The following is a 20,253-nucleotide window of genomic DNA, read 5'->3' on the forward strand; positions in this document are numbered from 1 at the left end:
TGTGCGCTTCAGCCGCGAGGCGTCACGCGTGTCACGCGCGATCCGCGCCTTGAGGGCCTGCGAGCACGTTCGCCGCCAGCGGTTCGGCGTCGTTGTCATTGAGGTTGTTCGCGCGGCGGCGGTCTTCGCGCTGCCCCGCAATCTGCCGGTACAGCGCGATGTACTGCTGCGCCATGCGCGCCCAGCCGAAGCCCGTCGCGAGTTCGTTGGCCGCGCGGCCCATCGCGAGCCGTTGCGCGTCGTCCGATGCGAGACGTCCGACGGCTTGCGCGAGCGCCTGCGGATCGTCGGGATCGTCGAGCACGATGCCGCATTCGGGCGTGATGATCTCCGCTCCGCCCGCCGTGTGCGCCGTGACGACGGGCAGACCCGCCGCCATCGCTTCGAGCAGCGACAGGCTCATCGCTTCGTAGCGCGACGGAAACACGTACGCATCGACGGAATGCATCAGCACGGGCATCTCCTTGACGAGGCCGAGAAAGTGCACGCGATCCGCGATGCCGAGTGCTTTCGCTTCTTCCGGGTACGGACTGCCCGGCAGGTAACCGGCCACCGCCATATGCACGTGCTCGGGCAGATGCTTCAATGCCTTCAACACCGTGCCGAGGTTCTTGCGCGGCGTGCGCAGATCGCCGACGAACAGCAGCAGGAACTTGTCTTCGGGCAGCTTGAAACGCGCACGGTCGCCATGCGCAGCCGCGAAGCCCTGCGTATCGACGCCGTTATAGATCACGTCGAGCCGGTTGCGCGGCGTGAGACCGATCGCCGCGATCTCGGTCGCGACCTTCTGCGAGACGGCCGTGATCACACGCGAACGTCGATACGCCCAGCCTTCGAGCACGGCATTCACGCGCGTATAGACGAACTGATACGCGGACCACAAACCCTTGCTCAAACCGAACGGGTAGTACTTGCTGTTGAACCAGCCGCTATGGACGAAGTGTGCGGTGTTCACGTCGGCGGGCATCCACGTGATGAAGCCGTTGACGTGCAGCACGTCGTATTCGGCGCGGTGCTTGCGCAGCCACCACGCGCTCTTCAGCGCGAACACCTGCTGGCGCAACAGATTGGTCGGCCAGAAGCGGCCGATTTTCACGGGCGCCCAGCGCACCAGCGGATGTTCGAGCAGCTCGGGCGCGACATGCGAGGCGACCAGCGTGACCTCGATGTTCTCGTCGAGCGCCGCGCGCGCGATCTCGTGATTGACGCGGCCCTGCCCGTCGTTATGACGCACTACGTGCGTGACGATGGCGACTCTCAATCAGTGGCCTCCAGGAAAGAATGATTGGCGGCGCCGGTTCAGCTTCTGCCAGTGCGCCGCGGAAATAATCGAAAACACGCCCATGAAGAGCAGCAGGCCGCCCGTACCGACGAGCGAATTGGTGAAGACGAGCATCGCGAAGATCGCCAGCGCAAGCGACAGCGAAGCGGAGGCGAATTTGTCGTCGCGCAGCTTGAACGACGCGCGCAGCGCGCGCAGCAGCAGCCAGATCACGCCCGACATGTACAGCAGCGTGCCCGGCCAGCCGAGCACGAACGGAATGTTCATCACGCCGCTGTCGAAATTGCCGTACTGGCCGAGCTGGCCGCCGTCGTTCGAGAGCTTGGTCGAGGTGCCCGTCGCGCCGAGCCCTTCGCCCGTCACGTCGGTGAACGCGGTTTTCGCGAAAGTTGCGTAGAACTCGTTACGCGCCGCGTAGCTCTGGTCGTCGTGCAGATTGACGATCGTGTCGAGGCGCGCCTGCATCCGTTCAGCGACCGGGCCGATGGCGAGCAGCGGCACGCACAGGCCAACCAGCAGCACCGCGCTTGCGACGATGCGGATGCGCACCTTGTTGTTCGACTTGGCGAGCTGGATCAGCATCGCGATGACCCAGCCGCCCCACGTAGAGCGCACCAGCGAGAGACAGAACGACAGGAAGCCGAGCGCGCCCGCGACCCAGCGCACGCGATGGTTCGCGGCCATCACGTAGACCATCGCGCCCATCATCGCGAGCGCGAACGGGCCCGACGAATTCATCGTGCTGAATACGCGCACGCCGAACGGCACGGGGTCGCCCTGCGAGTTCATCTGCGAGCCGAGCATCCACAGCGCGTCCCACTGCGGCATGATGAAGAACTGCACGAGGCCGTAGCCGCCCATCAGCAGCATGCCCCAGATGAAGGTGTTGATGATGGTCTCGCGGAACTCCGGGTACTGCCGCGAGTGCGCCATGATGTGAAAGCCGATCAGGATCGGATAGACCCAGTTCGCGAGGTCGTACAGGGCCGCCAGCGGGCCGCTGGAGACGACGCCGATCATGAAGGCATACCCGAGCCCTGCCAGCACCAGCAGGACGGGCAGGCCGCGTCTCTGTGCGAGCACGGGGTAGAAGCGGATCAGCGACAGCCCGCTGATCATCGTCACGGCGAGCGGCGCGACCTGAATCAGGCTGGTCGGCGTGAACGCGCCCTTCGACCAGTCGGCGAGACGCCGCACTTCCGGGCTCAGAAACCACAGCCACCACATGTAGCCGACGTACTTCGCGGGCGCCTTGAAATACAGCCAGAAACCGACGGCGATCGACAGCACCGGGAACGCGAGCGTCAGCACCGTGCCCTGGTGCGCGACGATCAGCATGACCGTGACGAGCCACAGCAACGCGGGCGGCAGCCATTCGCGACGGTCGCTCTTGACGACGCGCGTGGCGCTCTCGATTCCGGCTCGTGCAATCGACGACATCGCCTACATCCCTCCCCGGCTCTGCGACGCCACGCGGGCGTTGGCATTCTCTGGCCGTGCCGTCGTCGCGTGCTGCGCTCGCCGGCGCAGCAGATCGCGCGTGATCTTCACGTGCTGCTGCGCATAGTGCTGGGTCGTGTGGTCGCGCGACACGAGCTGCATCGACGCCGCCTGCGCCTGTTGCAGCGCCTGGTCGGGCGATGCGATGAGACCGAGCAGCGCCTCGCGCAGTGCGTCGGCGTCGAACGGCGGCACATACGCTGCCGCGCGTGCCGAAAAATAGTCTTCCAGCCCGCCGACATTCGTCACGACCATCGGCTTGCCGACGGCCGCCGCCTCCAGCATCACCGTGATACCGGACGCATGCGTGTTGGGACGCAGCGGCACGACGACCACGTCGGCCCAGTCGTACAGTTCGCGCTGCTTTTTCAGGCCCGCTGCGGGCGCGACCTGCACGTTCAGCGAGCGCAGTGCGCGCGGAATGCGACGCCGCGTCGCGAGACGCACCGCGAAGCGCGGATCGTTACCGACGGCTTTGATCAGCGTTTCCCAGTCGCGGTCGCGATCGTTGCCGATGGCCGCGATGCGCAGCGGCGTATTCGGTTGCCATGCCTTCGGCTGCTGCACGGGGAAATCGCGCGTGTTGAGGCCGTAGAAAAGCTGCGTCGCCTCACGGCCGAAGTACTCGCGGCACAACTCGGCGTTATCGCGCGCGAGCGTCGTCAACAGATCGGCGCGCCCAATCAGCTTGCGATAAAACCAGCGGCGCAGAACCCCATAGTTCGGCCACTTGTCGATCAGCCACACGCTTTGCGCGAGCAACAGCGGTTGGGTGTCCCGCTTGCCGTTCATCAGCAGCATCAGCGCGGCGGACAGCCATTCCTGTTCGGTGTGCGTCCAGATCACGTCCGAGCGCAACATCTCGTCGCGGTTGCGCAGCGTGTGGATCAGGTCGAAGCCGAGCAGCGTCTTCAGCGCGCGGCGCACGAGGCGTACCGGCTTGCTCTCCTTCGCGTCCTGCGAATAGCTCAGCTGGAACTCGTCGGACTCGGCATGGTGATAGCCGTACAGGCAGCCGATGTTCTCGCCCGGGCGATAGAAACGCGGATCAGCGCCGTAAAACAGATGCACGTGGACCTTTGTCGTCATGCGTGCACCCCCGTGCCGGTACCCGTGCCCGTGCCGGGCTGTTGCGCGAACGCGCGGCGCGCTTCACGTGCGCCCGTGCGCACGGCATGCCAGCGCGCGAGCTTCGTGCGTGCGCCCTTCGACGTCAGCGCAAGCAGCGCATGCACCGCGCCCGGATAGACGCGCGTGCCGACCAGCGCATACCACCACCATGCGATTTCGCGCTGCCCGGCGGGCAGCTGCTCGCGCAGGATCAGATGCAGGTTGTACGCGGCATTGCGCACGGCCGTCAGCGACTGCGCATCGCGGCGGTCTTCGTCGAAACGTTCGGCGGGGTAATGGTCGACGGCAACGCGCGGATCGTAGACCAGCTTCCAGCCCGCGTTCTTCACGCTCATGCTGAACGCCATGTCGTTGTGGACCTGCGCGCCCGCGCCGCGCAAGCGACCGTCGAAGCGGATCGTGCGCACGGCATCGCGCCGGTAGCTCATGTTCGCGCCCTTGAGCAGATCGACTTCGCGCGCTTCGCCGACACCCAGATGGTGATTGCCGATGATCTTGCCCGACTTCATCATCTTGCCGACCAGAAAGCGCGAGCCGTCGAGCACGCCGCCCTTCTGATGCACCCAGTCGCGCCCGCCGAGCGCGCCGAGGCGCGCATCGCTTTCGAATGCGGCGCCGATGCGGCGCACCCAGTCGGCGTGCGGCGCGGCGTCGTCGTCGGTGATGGCGATCACGTCGCCCGTCGCGGCATCAAGGCCGCGATTGAGCGCGGCCACCTGGCCCGGCAGTTCGACGGCGGCGACGTTCAGCGGCAACGCGCCGACCACGAGGGGATCGGCGAGGCACGCGTGCGTCGCTTCATCATCGGGACGCGCGACCACGACGACTTCGTCGGGCACGCGCTCCTGCTTCTGCAAGGCCGCGAGACAGCGCGCGAGATCCTGCGGGCGGCGATACGTCGGCACCAGTACCGTTATCTTCATCCTGTACTCTCCGTGGCTTGTTGACGGCGCATGGGCCTCGCCTCACGGCAAGACCCAACGCGCGCATCAGGTGCTCAGGTATTCCTGCACGGCCGCATAGCTGCGGTCGTAATTGCCGCGCGCGCGCGGCGGCATCGCGTTGAAAATCGCGCCCTGCACGTGCACGCCGGCCGAATGCAGACGCTTCAACGCATCGGCGATCTCGCCTTCGCTGTGCATGCCCGAGCGCACGACGAAGAACGTCGAGCCCGCATAGCCGCCGATGATCGATGCGTCGGTCACGGCCAGCACGGGTGGCGTGTCGATCAGGATCACGTCGTAGCGCTTGCCCAGCCCTTCGAGGTACTGCGGCAGACGCGGCGACATCAGCAGTTCGGACGGGTTCGGCGGACGGCGGCCGCACGAGATGAACGACAGGTTGTCGATTTCCGTCGCGCGCACCGCTTCTTCCAGCGAAATCTGCCCGCTCAGCAACTCCGACAGGCCGTTGTCCTGCGAGCCGCCCAGGTGCTTTTCGAGCGCGCCGCGCCGCATGTCGCCGTCGATCATCAGCACACGCTTGCCCGAATGCGCGAGCAGCACGGCAAGGTTGATCGTCAGGAAGCTCTTGCCGACGCCGGGCAGCGGGCCCGTGAACATCACGATGTGGTTGCGCGAATCCTGCAGCGTGAACTGCATCGACGTGCGCAGGCTGCGCAGGCTTTCGATGCACACGTCCTTCGGCTTCGCGTTCGCGAGCACCGCGCGCTGGCGCGTGCCGCCACGCACGGCGGCGTTCTCCAGCAGCGCCTGTTCGGACGACAGCGGCACGAGGCCGTAGACAGGCAGATGGAACGTGCGCTCAACCGTTTCGGGGTCGTCGATGCCCTTGAACATATTGCGGCGCAGGAACACGAAGCCCGTGCCGATGATCAGCCCGAGAATCGTCGCCGCCGACAGGATCAGCGCCTTCTTCGGCTTGATGGGCGAACCGGGACGCAGCGCGGCGTCGACGATATGCACGTTGCCGCCCGTGCCCGCTTTCTGCACGGACAGTTCCTGCACGCGGTTGAGCAGCAGCACGTAGATGTCTTCCGCCACTTTCGCGTCGCGCTGCAACTGCACGGCCTTCACTTCCGTAGCAGGCAGATCGCGGAAACGGTCCGCGTATTTCGTGCGCTGCGCCTGGAGTTCAGCCATCTGCTGCTGTGCGGCCTTGATCATCGGGTGATCGTCGCCGTAGCGCTGTTCCAGCTGCGAGATCTGCAGACGCAAGGCCGAGATCTGCTGCTCGTACTGCACGCTGCCTTCCAGATAGACCTTCGCCTCGTCGCTTGCGTTGATCGAGCCGCTCTTGCTCTGATACGCGGTCAGCGCGGCTTCCGCGCGTTCGAGATCGGACTTCAGGCGCGGTTCCTCGCTCTTCAGGAAGTCGAGCATGCGGCTCGCGTCGGCCTGCTTGGTGCGGATGTGCTCCAGCAGATACGACTGCGCGAGCGCATTGGCGACGGCGGCCGCGTGCTCGGGGCTCTGGTCTTCCAGCGAGATCGAGATCACACCCGTCTGCTTGCCCTGCTCCTGCACGTTGATGGCCGACTGGAACGCAGCGATCGCATCGAGGTCGTTCGCGCGCATCACCGTGAACTGCGTGCCGGGCCGCGCGACGAGCTTGTTGACCGTCATCGTGACACCGCCGCCCTGCGCCGGCTCGCCGGCCTGGCCGCGCAACAGCAACTGGCCGTCGGGCGTCATCAGTGTGTAGTGTTCGTTGTCGAGCGCCGTGAGAATCAGCTTCTGGCCTTCGAGCGCGGGCGTCACGTTCAGTGAATCGACATCGGCCACTTCGCCGCCCCACGCATACGAGCCGAGGCCGAGCCACGGCTTGGCGGGCTGGCCCGGCGTCGCGAGACGCGCAGCGAGGCTGCCGAGCACGGGAATCGTCTTCGGCGCGATCGAGAAGTTCAGCTTCATGTCGTGAACCACGGGCGCAACCACGCCGCGGCTCTTGATCATTTCGATCTCGGCGTCGGTGGGGATCGTCGATTGGCCCGTCGAAATCGTTGCGCCCGTTTGCGTCTGCGTGAGCGCTTGCGACGTGTTGTCCGACGTTTCCACGCGCACGTGCGCATCGGCCGAATACACTGGCTTCGCGACATAGCAGTAGAAGCCGGCAATCGCAACGATGGTCGCGGCGATGCCGATCAGCCACCAGATGTCGTCGATGATCACCTGCAGCAGTTGGCCGAGGACCACGTCCTCTTCTTCGGTTCTGGCCTGCATGGCCAGATGGGGATTGGCTTGAGTGCTCACTTGGATACTCGCTTGAGTGCTCAGGGTTGACCCGGGTCGGGTCGCCGGCGGCATCCGGTGCGTTGCATCCGTTCGTGTTCCGGATGCGAAGCGCCGGGATGCCGGCAGCGGTTCAGGCATTGCAACTGCAATGAGACGTCAGGACATCAGCGCGTCAGCTGCTTCAGGTAGAACAGCGTCTGTACCGTCGGCAGGACCTGCTGCAACACGCGGTTGAACGTCGTCGAGGCGGCCGTGCCCACGTACACCACGTCCATCGGCTGCAACTGGAATTGCGACGACAGCATGATCGCATCGGGCTGCGTCATGTCGAGGCGATACACGTCGGGCGTGGTCGGCTTGTCCTTCATGCCGCGCATCACGTAGATCTGGCGCGGGTTCGCGTCGGTGTCGAGAATGCCGCCTGCCTGCGTGAGCGCATCGGCGATGGTCAGCTCGCCCTTGTTCATCGGCACGGGGATCGGCGTCTTCACTTCGCCCATCACGAAGATGCGGGTGTCGCTGCGGTCCGGCACGTTGACGATGTCGCCGGGTTCGAGCATCACGTTCTGCGTGGTGTCGCCCTTGTCGAGCATGCGGTTCGCGTCGAGCACATAGAGCTTGCCCTTGCGCGTGAGGCGCACGCGCTGCAGATCGGCGTTGTCGGACGAACCGCCCGAGCGCGTGATGGCGTCGACCAGCGTGAGCGGCACGTCGGACAGCGCGAGCGGTCCCGGCGTCTTCACGTCGCCCGTCACCTGCACCTTCTGGCTGCGGTACGACAGCACGCGTACGTCGACCTGCGGATCGCGGATATACGGAATCAGCTTCTTGCCGAGTTCGTCGCGGATCTGCGCCGTGGTCCGGCCCGCCGCGCGGATGCGGCCGACAAACGGGAAATAGATCGTGCCGTCGGGCGCGACCGTCTGTCCGTACGGATCGGCCTGGCCCGGCAGCGCCTGCGTGTAGGGCTGCTGCAATGCGCCGCCGATCGACTGCGTCGTGTTGCCGCCCGAGGACAGCGTGCTGCCGTTCGGCGTCGTCAGTTCCGGGTGGTCCCACACGGTGATGCCGAGAATGTCCTGCGGCGCGACGTGATAGACGTACTGCGTCGGATCGGCGAACGGGCCCGGCGGTGGCAGGACCTGCTTCGCAATCGTCTCCGCCGTTTGCGCCTGCTGCTTCTGGATCACCTGGGCATCGATCAGCGTCACCGGATACGTCTCAGCCGGCTTGTTTTGCGAGTCTTCCTTCAGGCGCGACGTGTCGAGATAATTCCCCGGTGCGGTCGCGCACGCCGACAGAAAAGTCGTCAGCAGAATAGATAACGTGATATTTCGTTTCAGCATATTTTGTCCAGCCATCCCATGACGAGGTGTTCGATGTGCGCGAGGCTGTCGCGATACGCGCCTTCGTCGCGTCCATGCGGATCGACGACGTCGGCGCTTCCCCACTTGTTCCACTTGCCGAGCGGATAGACCTTGCCGCGCGAGGTGGGATCGAGCGCTTCCACGTCCTTCACTTGCCGCTGTTCGGTCACGAGGATCAGGTCGGCATCGCGCACGAGCTTGCCGTCGAGCCGCCGTGCGCGATGCGTGCCGCTTTCCACGCCGCGTTCTTCGAGCAGACGCCGCATCACCGGGTCCATGCCGTAGCCGTCGATCGCGCGCAGGCCCGCCGAGCGAAACGCGATGGGCTGCGCGCCGCGCGCGTCCTGACGCGACTTGAACAGTCGCTCGGCGGCGGGCGAGCGACACACGTTGGCGTGGCAGACGATCAGGACGTTCGCGAACATGGGCGGCCTCTTTGCAGTCGATGACGCCAGGGGTTACAGCGCGGCAGCCGTGGCAAGCGAAGCGACAGCGGCTTCGGATTGCGCCGGTTGACGGCCGATCGCGTGGTACTCGATGCCGAGTTCGCGCATCGTGTCCGGCTCGTACAGATTGCGGCCGTCGAAGATCAGCGGCGTTTTCAGCAGCGTCTTGAGGCTGTCGAAATCCGGGCTCTTGAAGACCTTCCACTCGGTGAGGATCACCAGCGCGTCGGCCTGCGCGGCTGCCTGCATTTCTTCGTCCGCGAACGTGAGGCGCGCGAGATGCTGCGGCTTGCCTTGCAGATCGAGCGCAAACACGCGCTTCGACTCGTCGATCGCGACCGGGTCATAGGCCACGACCTTCGCGCCGCGCGCCAGCAGTTCGGCGATCAGCGCGCGGCTCGGCGCTTCGCGCATATCGTCGGTGTTGGGCTTGAATGCGAGACCCCAGACGGCGAACGTGCGGTCCGACAGGTCCTCGCCCAGACGCGCGACGATCTTGTGCGCGAGGATCTTCTTCTGCGTTTCGTTGACGGCTTCGACGGCTTCGAGAATGCGCAGGTTGTGACCCATTTCGCTGCCCGTGCGGATCAGCGCCTGCACGTCCTTCGGGAAGCACGAGCCGCCATAGCCGCAGCCCGCGTACAGGAAGTCGTAGCCGATGCGCGGGTCCGAGCCCATGCCGCGGCGCACCGCTTCGATATCGGCGCCGACGCGGTCGGCGAGATTCGCGAGGTCGTTCATGAACGAGATGCGCGTCGCGAGCATCGCGTTGGCCGCGTATTTCGTGAACTCGGCGGAACGCACGTCCATGTAGAGCGTGCGCTCGTGATTGCGGTTGAACGGCGCATACAGGCGCTTCATCAGTTCGCGCGCCTTTTCGCCGGGCACGTCGTCGTCGCAGCCGAGGATGATGCGGTCCGGGCGCGTGAAATCGTCGACGGCGGCGCCTTCTTTCAGGAACTCCGGGTTCGAGACGACGGAGAACATCTGCTTCAGGCCGCGCTGGTTCAGTTCGTCCTGCACGGCCTGCGCGACGCGGCGCGCGGTGCCGACGGGCACCGTCGACTTGTCGACGATCACCTTGAAGCCCTTCATATGGCGGCCGATATTGCGCGCCGCGGCCAGCACGTATTGCAGGTCGGCCGAGCCGTCTTCGTCGGGCGGCGTACCGACGGCGATGAACTGGATGTCGCCATGCGCGACGGCCGCTTCGATATCCGTCGAAAACTTCAGGCGCCCCGCCTTGCGGTTGCGCGCGATGATCTCCAGCAGACCCGGCTCATGGATCGGCACGCCGCCGTTGTTCAGCACGTCGATCTTGCGCTGATCGACGTCGAGGCAGAATACGTCGTGCCCGATGTCTGCCAGACAGGCACCCGTCACGAGGCCCACGTATCCGGTTCCAACGATCGTCAGGTTCATGAATTACACCTCGGAGATTGAATGATTCAGTGAATGAAGAACGCCTGGCGTTCTATCCGATGGACGCCACGCGCGTCAGTACGCGTTGCTGCCCACGAAGCCCTTCCAGAAAGTCAGGCCCACGATCTTGATGTCGAGCCAGAAGCTCCAGTGCTGCATGTAGTACAGATCGAGCTTCACGCGGCCCATCATCTTTTCGATGCGGTCGGTTTCGCCGCGATAGCCGTTGATCTGCGCCCAGCCGGTGATGCCGGGCTTGATCCGGTAGCGGTGCATGTAGCCCTTCACCAGATCCTTGTAGATGTCGTCGTGTTCGAGCGCATGCGGACGCGGACCGACCACCGACATCTCGCCGCGCAGCACGTTGATGAACTGCGGCAGTTCGTCGAGGCTCGTGCGGCGCAGGAACGCGCCGACGGGCGTAATGCGCGGATCGCGGCGCGTCGCCTGGGTGATCCTGCCCGACTCTTCCTTGTGGACCTTCATCGAACGGAATTTGAAGATCTCGAATTCGCGTCCGTCGATGCCCTTGCGCCGTTGCCGGAAAAACACCGGGCCCGGCGACGACACCTTCACGGCCACGGCGATCGCGAGCAGCAGCGGCGCGAGCGCGGTGAGCGCGGCGAGCGCGAACAGGCGGTCGAAGATCCGCTTGGGCAGAACGCGCAGATCGGTGATCGGCGACGCGGCGAGATTGATCGCGGGCACCCCGAGCAGATCGACCATCGGCTGGTTGAGCAGTGTCAGGCTGCGTACATCCGGGATGAAGCGGATGTTCACGAAGTCGTTGCGGAACTCCATCACGAAACGATGGATGATCTTCTCTTTCGACATCGGCAGCGCCATCCACAGCTCGCGCACCGAGCGGCGGCGCATCTCGTCGATCATCGCCGCGTAGTCGCGCTGCACGGGCACGCCTTCGATCGTTTCCGGCTCGTCGATGTCTTCGTAGTGGCTGCGGTTATCGTTTTCGTCATAGACGAGCACGGGGCTGAAGCCGGCTTCGGGACGGCTGCGCATCTGCTCGATCAGAAACTTGCCGTAGGGCGCGCCACCGACGATCGCCACCCTCTTCTGGTTGTAGCCCTCGCGGCGCAGGCCACGCAGCACGGCGTGCACGAGCGCCTTCGTGACGATCAGCAGCACCACGCTCGCGCCGGCCCAGTATGCGAGCCACAGGCGCGACAGCATGTCCGAACGGTGCAGGCTGAAGCTCATCAGGATGCCCGTCACCTCGACCATCATCCAGCCCATCGACACGCGCCACAACAGGTCGTACAGCGGCTTGCCGCGCCACGACTGATAGATGCCGAGGGCCGGAAAGAACAGGATCACGAGCAGGCAGTCGAACGCCAGCGACACGCTTTGCATGTCGTCGAGCCATACGAAACGCCCTGCGTGCATGGCAGCCGCAATCAGCGCGCCGAGCGCGACCATGCCGATGTCGATGATTCTCGATAGAACGCTCAGCATCTGCTGCCCCTCGCCTTGTCTGTCAGTTCAATCAAGTTCTATCCGCGATCCGTTGAAAAGCGCGCTGCGTGAATCGCGCGCCGGGTTGTCGGGAAATTCACAAACGGCTTCGCGTTTTGCAAATGGAAAAGCAATTCGCTTCGCATTCGGTGCATTGCGGTTTTGCTAGCGATCCGAATGCGGATGAATTGAGCCGGTGAGTGAATACCCTTGTACAAGGCTAGATAAAGCGGCATTAAAATTCGCGGTGCAAGACGGCAAAAAATCTCAAAATGTATCGGCACGATTTACGCTATTTTTTCTGCTTTTATTCGGTAACTTTTCCCGAATTATGCGTATTCAGCCCACACTTGGCGCCACCCACACCTCCTTTGCCGTGCTTTTTTTCGTCTGCACTGTCAGTTGATGCCGTACGCGTGCCGGTCAGGCTCCGCATTTCGACGGCGCGAATTGTGTCGTGTCAATTTTTACATAATTTATTTTCTATTTTTATGTTATTGCGAAATTATTCGTTAATGCATGCCGAGCATTTTGCATTGGAATTATTCGCCAGAAATTCAATGTCGATTTATTGACGCATTACGACGTGATAAAAACGAAGGCATTCACCCCGCTTCGAGGAGTTATCACCATGACTGCTACGGCGTCAGCCGTCGACAATCGACAGGCGAATCAAACCCGGCTCAACGTCAAGCTCAAGGTTCATCCCGTGATACTGGCTGGCGGCTCGGGCACACGGCTGTGGCCGATGTCGCGCGAACAGCATCCGAAACAGCTGATCGGCCTGCTAGGCGCAGACTCGCTGCTGCAATCGACGACGCAACGGCTCGATGGGCTCGATGCCGGTTATCCCGTCGCCGAGCAACTGGTCGTTGTCTGCAATGAAGAACATCGCTTCACGACGGCCGAGCAATTGCGCGTGAGCGGCAAGCAGAGCCGCCTGATTCTCGAGCCCTGCGCGCGCGACACTGCACCCGCCTTGACCATCGCCGCGCTTTCCGTGCTTGCGGAGGACCAGGACGGCATCATGGTCGTGATGCCCGCCGATCACGCGGTGACGGACAGCGAAGGTTTTCACGCCGCTGTTGCGGCGGGCGTGCAGCACGCGGCAAACGGCCAGATCGTGACGATGGGCATCGTGCCGTCGCGCGCCGAAACGGGCTACGGCTATATTCGCATCGGCGCTTCGCTGCCCGCAGTCGAAACGGCGAGCGAGCGTGTGATCGACGCGCATCAGCTCGACCGCTTCGTCGAAAAGCCGCATATCGAACTCGCACAGCGTTACGTCGAATCGAAAGAGTATTGGTGGAACAGCGGCATCTTCATTCTGCGTGCGTCGACGTGGATCAAGGCCGTGCGCCACTTCCAGCCGGCCATTTACGAGGCCTGCGAAGCCGCGCATGCGCAAGGCACCACCGACGGCGACTTCTTCCGCGTGCAGCGCGACGCTTTCGGCGCATGCCCGTCCAATTCGATCGACTACGCGGTGATGGAACGCCTCGGCGGCGACACGTCGGTGTGCACGGGCGTGGTCGTGCCGCTCGACGCCGGCTGGTCCGACGTCGGCTCGTGGGACGCGATCTGGGACATCCTGCCGAAAGACAGCGAAGACAACGTCGGCCGCGGCAACGTGATGTTCGAAGGCGCCGGCTCGACCTTCGCGCATTCCGAAGGCCGCCTGATCGCCTGCGTCGGCACACATGATCTCGTCGTCGTCGAAACCGACGACGCGATTCTCGTCGCCGACAAGAGCCGCGTGCAGGACGTGAAGAAGGTGGTGGGCCGCATCCGCGAAGCACACGGCGCGGAAGCCGTGAACCATCGCAAGGTGCATCGCCCGTGGGGCCATTACGATTCCGTCGACACGGGCGAGCGCTTCCAGGTGAAGCGCATCGTCGTGAAGCCGGGCGCGCAACTGTCGCTGCAGATGCACCATCATCGCGCCGAACACTGGATCGTCGTGCGCGGCACGGCGCTCGTCACGCGCGGCGAAGAGCGCTTCATCGTGTCGGAAAACGAATCGGCGTATATCCCGCTCGGCGTGACGCATCGCCTCGAAAATCCGGGCAAGATGCCGCTCGAAATCATCGAAGTGCAATCGGGCTCGTATCTCGGCGAAGACGATATCGTGCGTTTCGACGACACGTACGGCCGGCGCTAACCCACGTCGGACACGTCGATAACGAACGCGGCAGAGACGGACGCGGATGATTGCGCCCGTCTCTGCCGCTACGTGTTTGCTGATGCTTCAGATTGAATTGGCGAAGTGAAAGCGCGCGATGCGTGAAGCACCGCTCCGCACGACAACGAAGACGAAATGAACGACTAGACAGCAACGACGCGCCCGCCCGCTGCGCGCCTGCCCAGGTAACCGGTTCCAGCCGGAGTCAAACGATGGCGTACCTACGCCATCGTCGTCATCCTGCGTGCGAAAGCAGATTCAACGGCAACGGGTAGCGTTCGCCCGTTTTGTCCTTGGCGACTTCGGACGGATAACGGCGCAGCGGCATCAGACGCGGATTCAGATGCTGCGGCAGATGCGGATTGCCCGCTGCGCCGCCAACGTTTGCGGCGGCGAGCGCAGGCGTCGGCGTGAGCTCGGGCATGGTGCGCGTGACCGGCCGTACGGCGACCTTCGGCGTGTGCAGACCCACGCTCGACGGACTCGCGTGCACGCCTGCCGCCACTTCCTGCGTACGGCATTCGCGGTCGATCCATTGCCGCGCCCAGTCGAGCGCAAAACGGTGCGCCGCGTCGACATCGGCGAAACGCGGACCGATCAGGCCGGAGCGCTCGACGCGCTTGCCGTCCTTCATGATCTCGGCCCACGCACGGAATGCGTTGGGCACCTGCTCCGCCTCGACATAAATCGTATAGCCCTGGCGGTCGGCGACCTGCAGGCCGCGCGGCGCCGTGAGGCTCATCCACAGCGGCGTGTGCTGGCTATCCGCCGTGGTATCCGCCGAAGCGCTCGCGGTGGACGCGTCTTCCCTCTGCGCGTCGGCTTGCACCGACGCGACATGAGAGTCGACGATAACGGCGAGCGCATCGGCACGCGGCGCGTCGTCGAAGACGACACCGGCATCGAGCGCGCTCGCAGCGGCCAAAGCGCCCACGGCGTTTGCTCGCGGCGCCTCGACGAAGCCCGTCTCGACGGCAGCCGAGCCCGCCAGCTGACGCGTGATGTCGGCCATCGGCGCGAGCGCGCGCCAGCCGGAAGGCGCGCCGTTCGGCACGCCGGACTCAGCAGGCGACGCTTGCCACGTCTCCGGACTCTTCCAGAACACGCCGCGCGCGAGTTCGTCGCGCGGCTTCGGCGCTTCGACCACGGGCGCCGGCTTCGGCGCAGCGGGCGGCGTCGGTTCGGGAATGTACGCGAACGCGCGGCCATTCAACGACAACAGACGGATCACTTCTGCCAGCGTGCCATCGGCTTGCCACTCCTCGAAGCGGCGGCGGCACGTAGGGCCTGACGGATAGCGGCCGGGAAGCTTCGACCACGGTTCACCCGTCGTCAATATCCACAGAACGGCATTGGCCACGATACGGGGTTCGGCGCGGGGCCGTCCGCGTCGGTTCAGGCGGACGGCTGGCTCGTCGGAAACAAGCGCGGATACCTGCGCCCATTCGTCATTGCTTAGCTCATCGAAAAACATTGAGTTCTCCACGCAGCCTGGCCCGGCTGCGGCGTTGGGCTCGCACGAACTTCATTCTGGCGGTTCGCGTCGGGTCCTCGGTTGCACAATATGCTTATACGTTCGTGCGCCGGGATTGAGAAAAGCACATCGATAGTGCGCTGATTCACCGGGACGACGCACAAAACGTGGTCTCACTCGTGCATGGGAGAATTTGTGCACGAAGCATACCATTGCTAGGGTTTGTCTGAATATGACGGAGACAAGTGTTACGGATAGAAACAAACTTGTCCTTTTTGCTGCGTCGTTTAGTTCATGACTGTCACAGAAATGACGTCGGTTGCAACGCGTCGAACATTGCGCGAGCAGCGGGACACAGCGCGCCCATGCCCGCGTCGTTGCGATGACGAACGCGTGTCGCGTGAACGGCGCACAACAGAATTGACGCGGTTACATTCGCGTTGATGTGCGACGCATAAGGTGTGGGCGTGCAGCGGCGTTTTTATTTGTGATGCATCGTTGCCGCTGCATGCAACAGATAGTGCAATGTGTCGATGTGGGGTTCAGCGCACGGGAGTCGCCGCACGTTCGCCGACCACAGTGGTCCACGGCCGCACGCGCCATTTCGTGACGAGTCCGTTGAGCACATACGGGTCGGCTTGCGCGAACGATTCGGCGACGGCGGGCGAATCGCCTTCGAAGAGCAGCACGGCTGTATCGACGGGATCGGCGAGTGCACCGCCGAGATGCAGTTCGCCGCGTTCGGCGGCCGCCCAGGCGAGCTTCAGATGCGCGCCGCGAAACTCCGCGCGACGCTCAAGATAGTCCGGCGACACATCGTAGATCAGTAGATAGTGCATGGCGAAAACTCCTGGATGGCGATGACAGTAACGACTCAAGCATAACGTTTCGGGCGTTCAGGGTAAGCGATCTTAGGGAAAGACCTGTGCAGTCTTAACGCGGCGTGCGTCAACCATTTGTATTGTCCGCTCGTTCTGACAGCACCATGCCTAGCAATGGTGACGGCGATCACAGCGAAAGCTATCTGCCCGAGGCTGCCCGCCCCGGCTGGATGCCCGTCTCGCGATAACCAACAACATTCACAACCCGTGATGGAGTGTCCCATGAAGATCCAAGCCGCTCTCGCTGCCCTCGCCCTGACGGGTCTGCTCGCGTCGCCTGCTTTCGCCGCGAACAGCCAGCAATCGAAAATGACCGACTGCAACAAGCAGGCAGGCGACAAGAAGGGAGACGAACGCAAGGCGTTCATGAAGAGCTGTCTGTCGGCAGCGCCGGCGGCGGCCGCGTCGGGACCGATGACGCAGCAGGACAAGATGAAGATGTGCAACAAGCAGGCAGCCGACAAGAAAGGCGACGACCGCAAGGCATTCATGAGCACCTGCCTGAGCAACAAGGGCTGAGATCCGGCTTGCGTTTGACTGCGCGGCGCGTCATGCAAGTTCGCGCGGCGCGGGATGCGGTATCGACGGGCGGCGTCCAGTGCGGACGCCGCTTTTCTTTTGGGCGTCGTGATCGTGCAGCGGCCGGGTCGTGTCGAAGCTGAAGCATCGCGCATGCGCTTTCCATCCCGCCTGCGACATGGCACACACAAGCCGTGCATTCGCGTCATCACACCCTGCACTTCTCCGGCCGTTTTCTTCTATGATGGCGGCACAGACGGCCCATGCCCCACACAAAACAAGTCCCACGGGCCGCCAGCTTGTCGTTGATGCCGCAAGCGCATCGCACGGAGGCAAGGATGGTTGGGAGACACAAGAATCGCTGGTTGCGTCGCTGGCTGGTGGTGATCGTATTCTGGGCCGTGCCCGTGGCGATCGTCGCCGTGCGCGAGATTCAGGAGGAGATGGCCTATAACCGGGTCGACCTGAACAACGCGCTGACCACCTGGCAGCTGACCGACGCGCAACGCGCCGCAGGCGCTGCTGCGCGCTGCCACGGCACGCCCGACGTCGCGCGCGAGGCTGGATGCCCCGCCGACGTGCTGAGCGCGAACGCGCCGCGTCAGCAGGACGCGATCAACGAGTACGCGATCCGCAAAAGCACCTTGGCCGGTTATCTGTGGCATGCGTTCGTCGGCTACTGGGTCGTGCCCGCCGCAACTATTTTCGCGATCGGCTTCATCATCGGCATGGTGCGCCGCGCGTTGAGGCGGCCGCCCGTCAACAAGAGTCCGGCGAATCATTAGCGCTCGGCGAGTGTGCTCGCGCTGCCAGGCGTCGCCCGCGAGTTCGCGTACGGCATACGTGTCCGGCCGATGCGCCGCTGCAGCTTTCCCGCAACACTTTCCGTTCGCTTACAGCGAGTTTTGACGCAACGCAAAACCGGTAAATACGACTGCTTTCCGCGGAGGCTCAGGCGGCTCGAATCCGGCCGGACGACGCGCATTGCCATCTCCGCGCGCGCGCGCCGGACAGCACCCGGACAGGCTTCCCATCCGCGCAACCGACCGGCCAGAATTACCCAACAGATCGCTGACGATCGGCGGAGCGCCCGTCACACAAGGGTTTGCGCGGTGTCCCCAGAACCCTTGCATTACGGGTTGGTGTGATATAACTAAACAGGCAACCCGCGTGAACTGAGGCTGCACCCCGGAACCACGATGGAGAAAAACGATGCAAAGACGAAACTTCATGCTGAAGAGTACCGCCGCGCTTGCTTTCGGAACCCTTGCACTGGCCGGCTGCACCACCACCAAGAGCAGCGGGGAGTCTGCCGCTACGGACATGTCGAAGCGACAGTCGATCGACGCTAGCGTCGACGGCACCATGTCCCGTCTGTACACGACGGTTCAAGGCTCGCGCGAGCTGGTTGCGAAGGCGCGCGGCATCCTCGTTTTCCCGTCGGTGCTGCAGGTCGGCTTCGTGGTCGGCGGGCAGTATGGCGAAGGCTCGCTGCGCGTAGGCGGCGCCACGGCCGGCTACTACAGCACGATCTCGGGATCGTTCGGTCTGCAGGCCGGCGCGCAGTCGAAGGCGATCATCTTCCTGTTCATGACGCAGGACGCGCTCGACAAATTCCGCAGCTCCGACGGCTGGTCGGTCGGCGCCGATGCGTCCGTCGCGCTCGTCAAGATGGGCGCGAACGGCGCCGTCGATACGACCACGGCTACCGCGCCCGTCGAGGTGTTCATCCTGACGAACGCTGGCCTGATGGCCGATGTGTCGCTGGCGGGCACGAAGGTGTCGAAGCTCAAGATCTGACGGCATGGCGGCCTCGATGCAGGCCACCGCGCCGCAGCGCTACGGGACGCGGACGCGAGTCCGCCTTGCGGTTCCGGCAGGTCGTCGATGGCGGGGGCGCGGCAACGCCGCCCTCGCCCATTGACGGCAGATATGACGAACACGCTGAATGACGGGTGAATGACCAAGGGCGACGCAATCGTCAGATTGCGTCGCCCTTTCTTTATACAGTTTTGCCGCGTGGCTTCAGGTGGACGAAGACGCGTCGATCACCTTGAAACGCGAACGCTTCTGCGCGCGGATCACCGACTGATACGCGTCCACGTATTGCTGCGCCATCCGGTGCGATGTGAAGCGCTCTTCGAAACGCTGACGCACGCCCGCGCGCGGCAGCTTGTGCAGACGGTTGACGGCGGCCACCGCGCCGATCTCGTCCTCGACGATGAAACCCGACACGCCGTCGTCGATCACTTCGGGCACCGAGCCGCGATTGAATGCGATGACAGGTGTGCCGCATGCCATCGCTTCGATCATCACGAGGCCGAACGGCTCCGGCCAGTCGATCGGAAACAGCAGCGCATGCGCGCCCGACAGAAACTCGGCCTTCTGATGATCGGCGATCTCGCCGATGTACTCGACGTACGGCAGATCCAGCAAGGGCTTGATGTCGCGCTCGAAGTATTCGGCGTCGGCGGAATCGACCTTCGCGGCGATGCGGATGGGGATGCCACAGCGGCCCGCGATGCGGATCGCCGTATCGACGCGTTTTTCCGGCGAAATGCGGCCAAGAAACGCAAGGTACTTCTGTTCGACGGGCTGCGGCGTGTAGAGCGTTTCGGGCAGGCCGTGATAGACGGTGCTGAGCCAGCGCGCCTGCGGCAGCGGATGACGCTGCGAGTTCGAGATGGAGATCACGGGCGCGGTGTTGAACGTGTCGAACACCGGCTGCTGCTCGGGCAGATCGAGACGGCCGTGCAAGGTCGTGACGAACGGCGTGTCCTGGCGCTTGAACACCGAAAACGAGTAGTAGTCCATGTGAAAATGAAGCACGTCGAATTCTTCGGCCTGACGGCGCACCAGTTCCATCAGCAGCATGTGCGGCGCAATGCGGTCGCGAATGCCAGGGTCGAGCCGCAGCGCGCGCGGCCATACGGGCTCGAGCTTCGCGCGCGTGACGGAATCCCCGCTTGCGAAGAGCGTCACGTCATGGCCCAGGTCGACCAGCGCCTCGGTGATGTACGACACGACGCGCTCGGTCCCGCCATACAGCTTCGGCGGCACCGATTCGGTCAAAGGAGCGATCTGCGCAATTCTCATCTGTGTCTCCAGGGGCCGCATGGAAGCGGCTGCAGCGAGCGGTGGCGAACGAGTATGACAGCAGGCAGGCACCCGATCAAACGTGCTTCGGCGATTTCATGCGCGTTGTGGTGCAATCTCGGGTTTATCCGTACGCGGCGTCTGGACGACATCCGAACGACGGCTGCGCAACGCTTCTGGGCTCCGTAAAAGACATGCGCGCCCGACCGTCGGGCCGCTCGTGTCCTATGCAACGATTATTGCCCGGTGTCCGCCGAAACGCCGCAGGTATTTCAATTGCATTACG

The 20,253-nt window shown here is 63.9% G+C and carries 16 protein-coding genes; 4 read left to right on the plus strand and 12 right to left on the minus strand.

The window, feature by feature from the left end; genetic code table 11:
• Positions 1-31: 31 nt before the first annotated feature.
• From PPGU16_RS07825 to PPGU16_RS07865, 9 genes are all read right to left on the minus strand, one after another.
• Positions 32-1,261, minus strand: coding sequence for a glycosyltransferase family 4 protein (locus PPGU16_RS07825; RefSeq protein WP_180722409.1), 1,230 nt, complete (start codon positions 1,259-1,261; stop codon positions 32-34).
• Positions 1,262-2,722 (minus strand): glucose-6-phosphate isomerase, encoded by a 1,461-nt coding sequence (locus PPGU16_RS07830; protein WP_180722410.1) that lies wholly within the window; start codon positions 2,720-2,722, stop codon positions 1,262-1,264.
• 3 nt (positions 2,723-2,725) lie between these two features.
• A complete protein-coding gene (locus PPGU16_RS07835) occupies positions 2,726-3,871 on the minus strand; it encodes a glycosyltransferase family 4 protein (RefSeq protein WP_180722411.1) in 1,146 nt (381 codons plus the stop codon).
• Positions 3,868-4,836, minus strand: a complete 969-nt coding sequence (locus tag PPGU16_RS07840) for a glycosyltransferase family 2 protein (protein WP_180722412.1) — start codon at positions 4,834-4,836, stop codon at positions 3,868-3,870. The genes PPGU16_RS07835 and PPGU16_RS07840 overlap by 4 nt, the downstream gene beginning before the upstream one ends.
• Before the next feature lie 66 nt (positions 4,837-4,902).
• Positions 4,903-7,095 (minus strand): polysaccharide biosynthesis tyrosine autokinase, encoded by a 2,193-nt coding sequence (locus tag PPGU16_RS07845; RefSeq protein WP_180722576.1) that lies wholly within the window; start codon positions 7,093-7,095, stop codon positions 4,903-4,905.
• A 176-nt stretch (positions 7,096-7,271) separates the two neighbouring features.
• Complete coding sequence (locus tag PPGU16_RS07850; RefSeq protein ID WP_180722413.1) at positions 7,272-8,453, minus strand: polysaccharide biosynthesis/export family protein; 1,182 nt, start codon at positions 8,451-8,453, stop codon at positions 7,272-7,274.
• Positions 8,447-8,899 (minus strand): low molecular weight protein-tyrosine-phosphatase, encoded by a 453-nt coding sequence (locus PPGU16_RS07855; RefSeq protein ID WP_180722414.1) that lies wholly within the window; start codon positions 8,897-8,899, stop codon positions 8,447-8,449. The genes PPGU16_RS07850 and PPGU16_RS07855 overlap by 7 nt, the downstream gene beginning before the upstream one ends.
• A 33-nt stretch (positions 8,900-8,932) precedes the next feature.
• Positions 8,933-10,342, minus strand: a complete 1,410-nt coding sequence (locus tag PPGU16_RS07860; RefSeq protein ID WP_180722415.1) for a UDP-glucose dehydrogenase family protein — start codon at positions 10,340-10,342, stop codon at positions 8,933-8,935.
• Between the two features lie 75 nt (positions 10,343-10,417).
• Positions 10,418-11,815, minus strand: coding sequence for an undecaprenyl-phosphate glucose phosphotransferase (locus PPGU16_RS07865; protein WP_180722416.1), 1,398 nt, complete (start codon positions 11,813-11,815; stop codon positions 10,418-10,420).
• A 631-nt stretch (positions 11,816-12,446) separates the two neighbouring features.
• Here PPGU16_RS07865 and PPGU16_RS07870 point away from each other — a divergent pair.
• Entirely contained in the window at positions 12,447-13,976 is a 1,530-nt protein-coding gene (locus tag PPGU16_RS07870) for a mannose-1-phosphate guanylyltransferase/mannose-6-phosphate isomerase (RefSeq protein ID WP_180722417.1), read from the plus strand.
• Between the two features lie 256 nt (positions 13,977-14,232).
• Here PPGU16_RS07870 and PPGU16_RS43370 read toward each other — a convergent pair whose 3' ends face one another.
• Together PPGU16_RS43370 and PPGU16_RS07880 are read right to left on the minus strand one after the other, a co-directional pair.
• On the minus strand, positions 14,233-15,471 hold the full coding sequence (locus PPGU16_RS43370; protein WP_180722418.1) for a DUF6566 family protein: 1,239 nt from the start codon (positions 15,469-15,471) through the stop codon (positions 14,233-14,235).
• A gap of 542 nt (positions 15,472-16,013) precedes the next feature.
• Complete coding sequence (locus PPGU16_RS07880) at positions 16,014-16,310, minus strand: YciI-like protein (protein WP_180722419.1); 297 nt, start codon at positions 16,308-16,310, stop codon at positions 16,014-16,016.
• 264 nt (positions 16,311-16,574) lie between these two features.
• On the opposite strand from PPGU16_RS07880, the gene PPGU16_RS07885 reads away from it, so the two are divergent.
• From PPGU16_RS07885 to PPGU16_RS07895, 3 genes are all read left to right on the plus strand, one after another.
• Positions 16,575-16,871 (plus strand): PsiF family protein, encoded by a 297-nt coding sequence (locus PPGU16_RS07885; RefSeq protein ID WP_180722420.1) that lies wholly within the window; start codon positions 16,575-16,577, stop codon positions 16,869-16,871.
• A gap of 338 nt (positions 16,872-17,209) precedes the next feature.
• The gene (locus tag PPGU16_RS07890) at positions 17,210-17,656 is read left to right on the plus strand and encodes a hypothetical protein (protein WP_180722421.1); all 447 of its coding nucleotides are present in this window, start codon (positions 17,210-17,212) and stop codon (positions 17,654-17,656) included.
• Between the two features lie 427 nt (positions 17,657-18,083).
• Positions 18,084-18,671: a BPSL1445 family SYLF domain-containing lipoprotein gene (locus PPGU16_RS07895; protein WP_180722422.1), complete on the plus strand. Its 588-nt coding sequence runs from the start codon at positions 18,084-18,086 to the stop codon at positions 18,669-18,671.
• Positions 18,672-18,896: 225 nt separating this feature from the next.
• Here the strand turns inward: PPGU16_RS07895 and PPGU16_RS07900 are convergent, their stop codons facing one another.
• Complete coding sequence (locus PPGU16_RS07900) at positions 18,897-19,967, minus strand: glycosyltransferase family 4 protein (protein ID WP_180722423.1); 1,071 nt, start codon at positions 19,965-19,967, stop codon at positions 18,897-18,899.
• Between the last annotated feature and the right edge of the window lie 286 nt (positions 19,968-20,253).

The sequence above is a fragment of the Paraburkholderia largidicola genome, from assembly GCF_013426895.1.
Lineage (GTDB): Bacteria > Pseudomonadota > Gammaproteobacteria > Burkholderiales > Burkholderiaceae > Paraburkholderia > Paraburkholderia largidicola.

What these genes read in the sequence shown, in the direction of transcription:
- PPGU16_RS07880 (WP_180722419.1), bottom strand. Translation starts at nt 16,310, where the DNA reads ATGCACTATCTACTGATCTACGATGTGTCGCCGGACTATCTTGAGCGT.
- PPGU16_RS07900 (WP_180722423.1), bottom strand. Translation starts at nt 19,967, where the DNA reads ATGAGAATTGCGCAGATCGCTCCTTTGACCGAATCGGTGCCGCCGAAG.
- PPGU16_RS43370 (WP_180722418.1), bottom strand. Translation starts at nt 15,471, where the DNA reads ATGTTTTTCGATGAGCTAAGCAATGACGAATGGGCGCAGGTATCCGCG.
- PPGU16_RS07860 (WP_180722415.1), bottom strand. Translation starts at nt 10,342, where the DNA reads ATGAACCTGACGATCGTTGGAACCGGATACGTGGGCCTCGTGACGGGT.
- PPGU16_RS07850 (WP_180722413.1), bottom strand. Translation starts at nt 8,453, where the DNA reads ATGCTGAAACGAAATATCACGTTATCTATTCTGCTGACGACTTTTCTG.
- PPGU16_RS07855 (WP_180722414.1), bottom strand. Translation starts at nt 8,899, where the DNA reads ATGTTCGCGAACGTCCTGATCGTCTGCCACGCCAACGTGTGTCGCTCG.
- PPGU16_RS07865 (WP_180722416.1), bottom strand. Translation starts at nt 11,815, where the DNA reads ATGCTGAGCGTTCTATCGAGAATCATCGACATCGGCATGGTCGCGCTC.
- PPGU16_RS07885 (WP_180722420.1), top strand. Translation starts at nt 16,575, where the DNA reads ATGAAGATCCAAGCCGCTCTCGCTGCCCTCGCCCTGACGGGTCTGCTC.
- PPGU16_RS07830 (WP_180722410.1), bottom strand. Translation starts at nt 2,722, where the DNA reads ATGTCGTCGATTGCACGAGCCGGAATCGAGAGCGCCACGCGCGTCGTC.
- PPGU16_RS07840 (WP_180722412.1), bottom strand. Translation starts at nt 4,836, where the DNA reads ATGAAGATAACGGTACTGGTGCCGACGTATCGCCGCCCGCAGGATCTC.
- PPGU16_RS07845 (WP_180722576.1), bottom strand. Translation starts at nt 7,095, where the DNA reads ATGCAGGCCAGAACCGAAGAAGAGGACGTGGTCCTCGGCCAACTGCTG.
- PPGU16_RS07835 (WP_180722411.1), bottom strand. Translation starts at nt 3,871, where the DNA reads ATGACGACAAAGGTCCACGTGCATCTGTTTTACGGCGCTGATCCGCGT.
- PPGU16_RS07890 (WP_180722421.1), top strand. Translation starts at nt 17,210, where the DNA reads ATGGTTGGGAGACACAAGAATCGCTGGTTGCGTCGCTGGCTGGTGGTG.
- PPGU16_RS07870 (WP_180722417.1), top strand. Translation starts at nt 12,447, where the DNA reads ATGACTGCTACGGCGTCAGCCGTCGACAATCGACAGGCGAATCAAACC.
- PPGU16_RS07895 (WP_180722422.1), top strand. Translation starts at nt 18,084, where the DNA reads ATGCAAAGACGAAACTTCATGCTGAAGAGTACCGCCGCGCTTGCTTTC.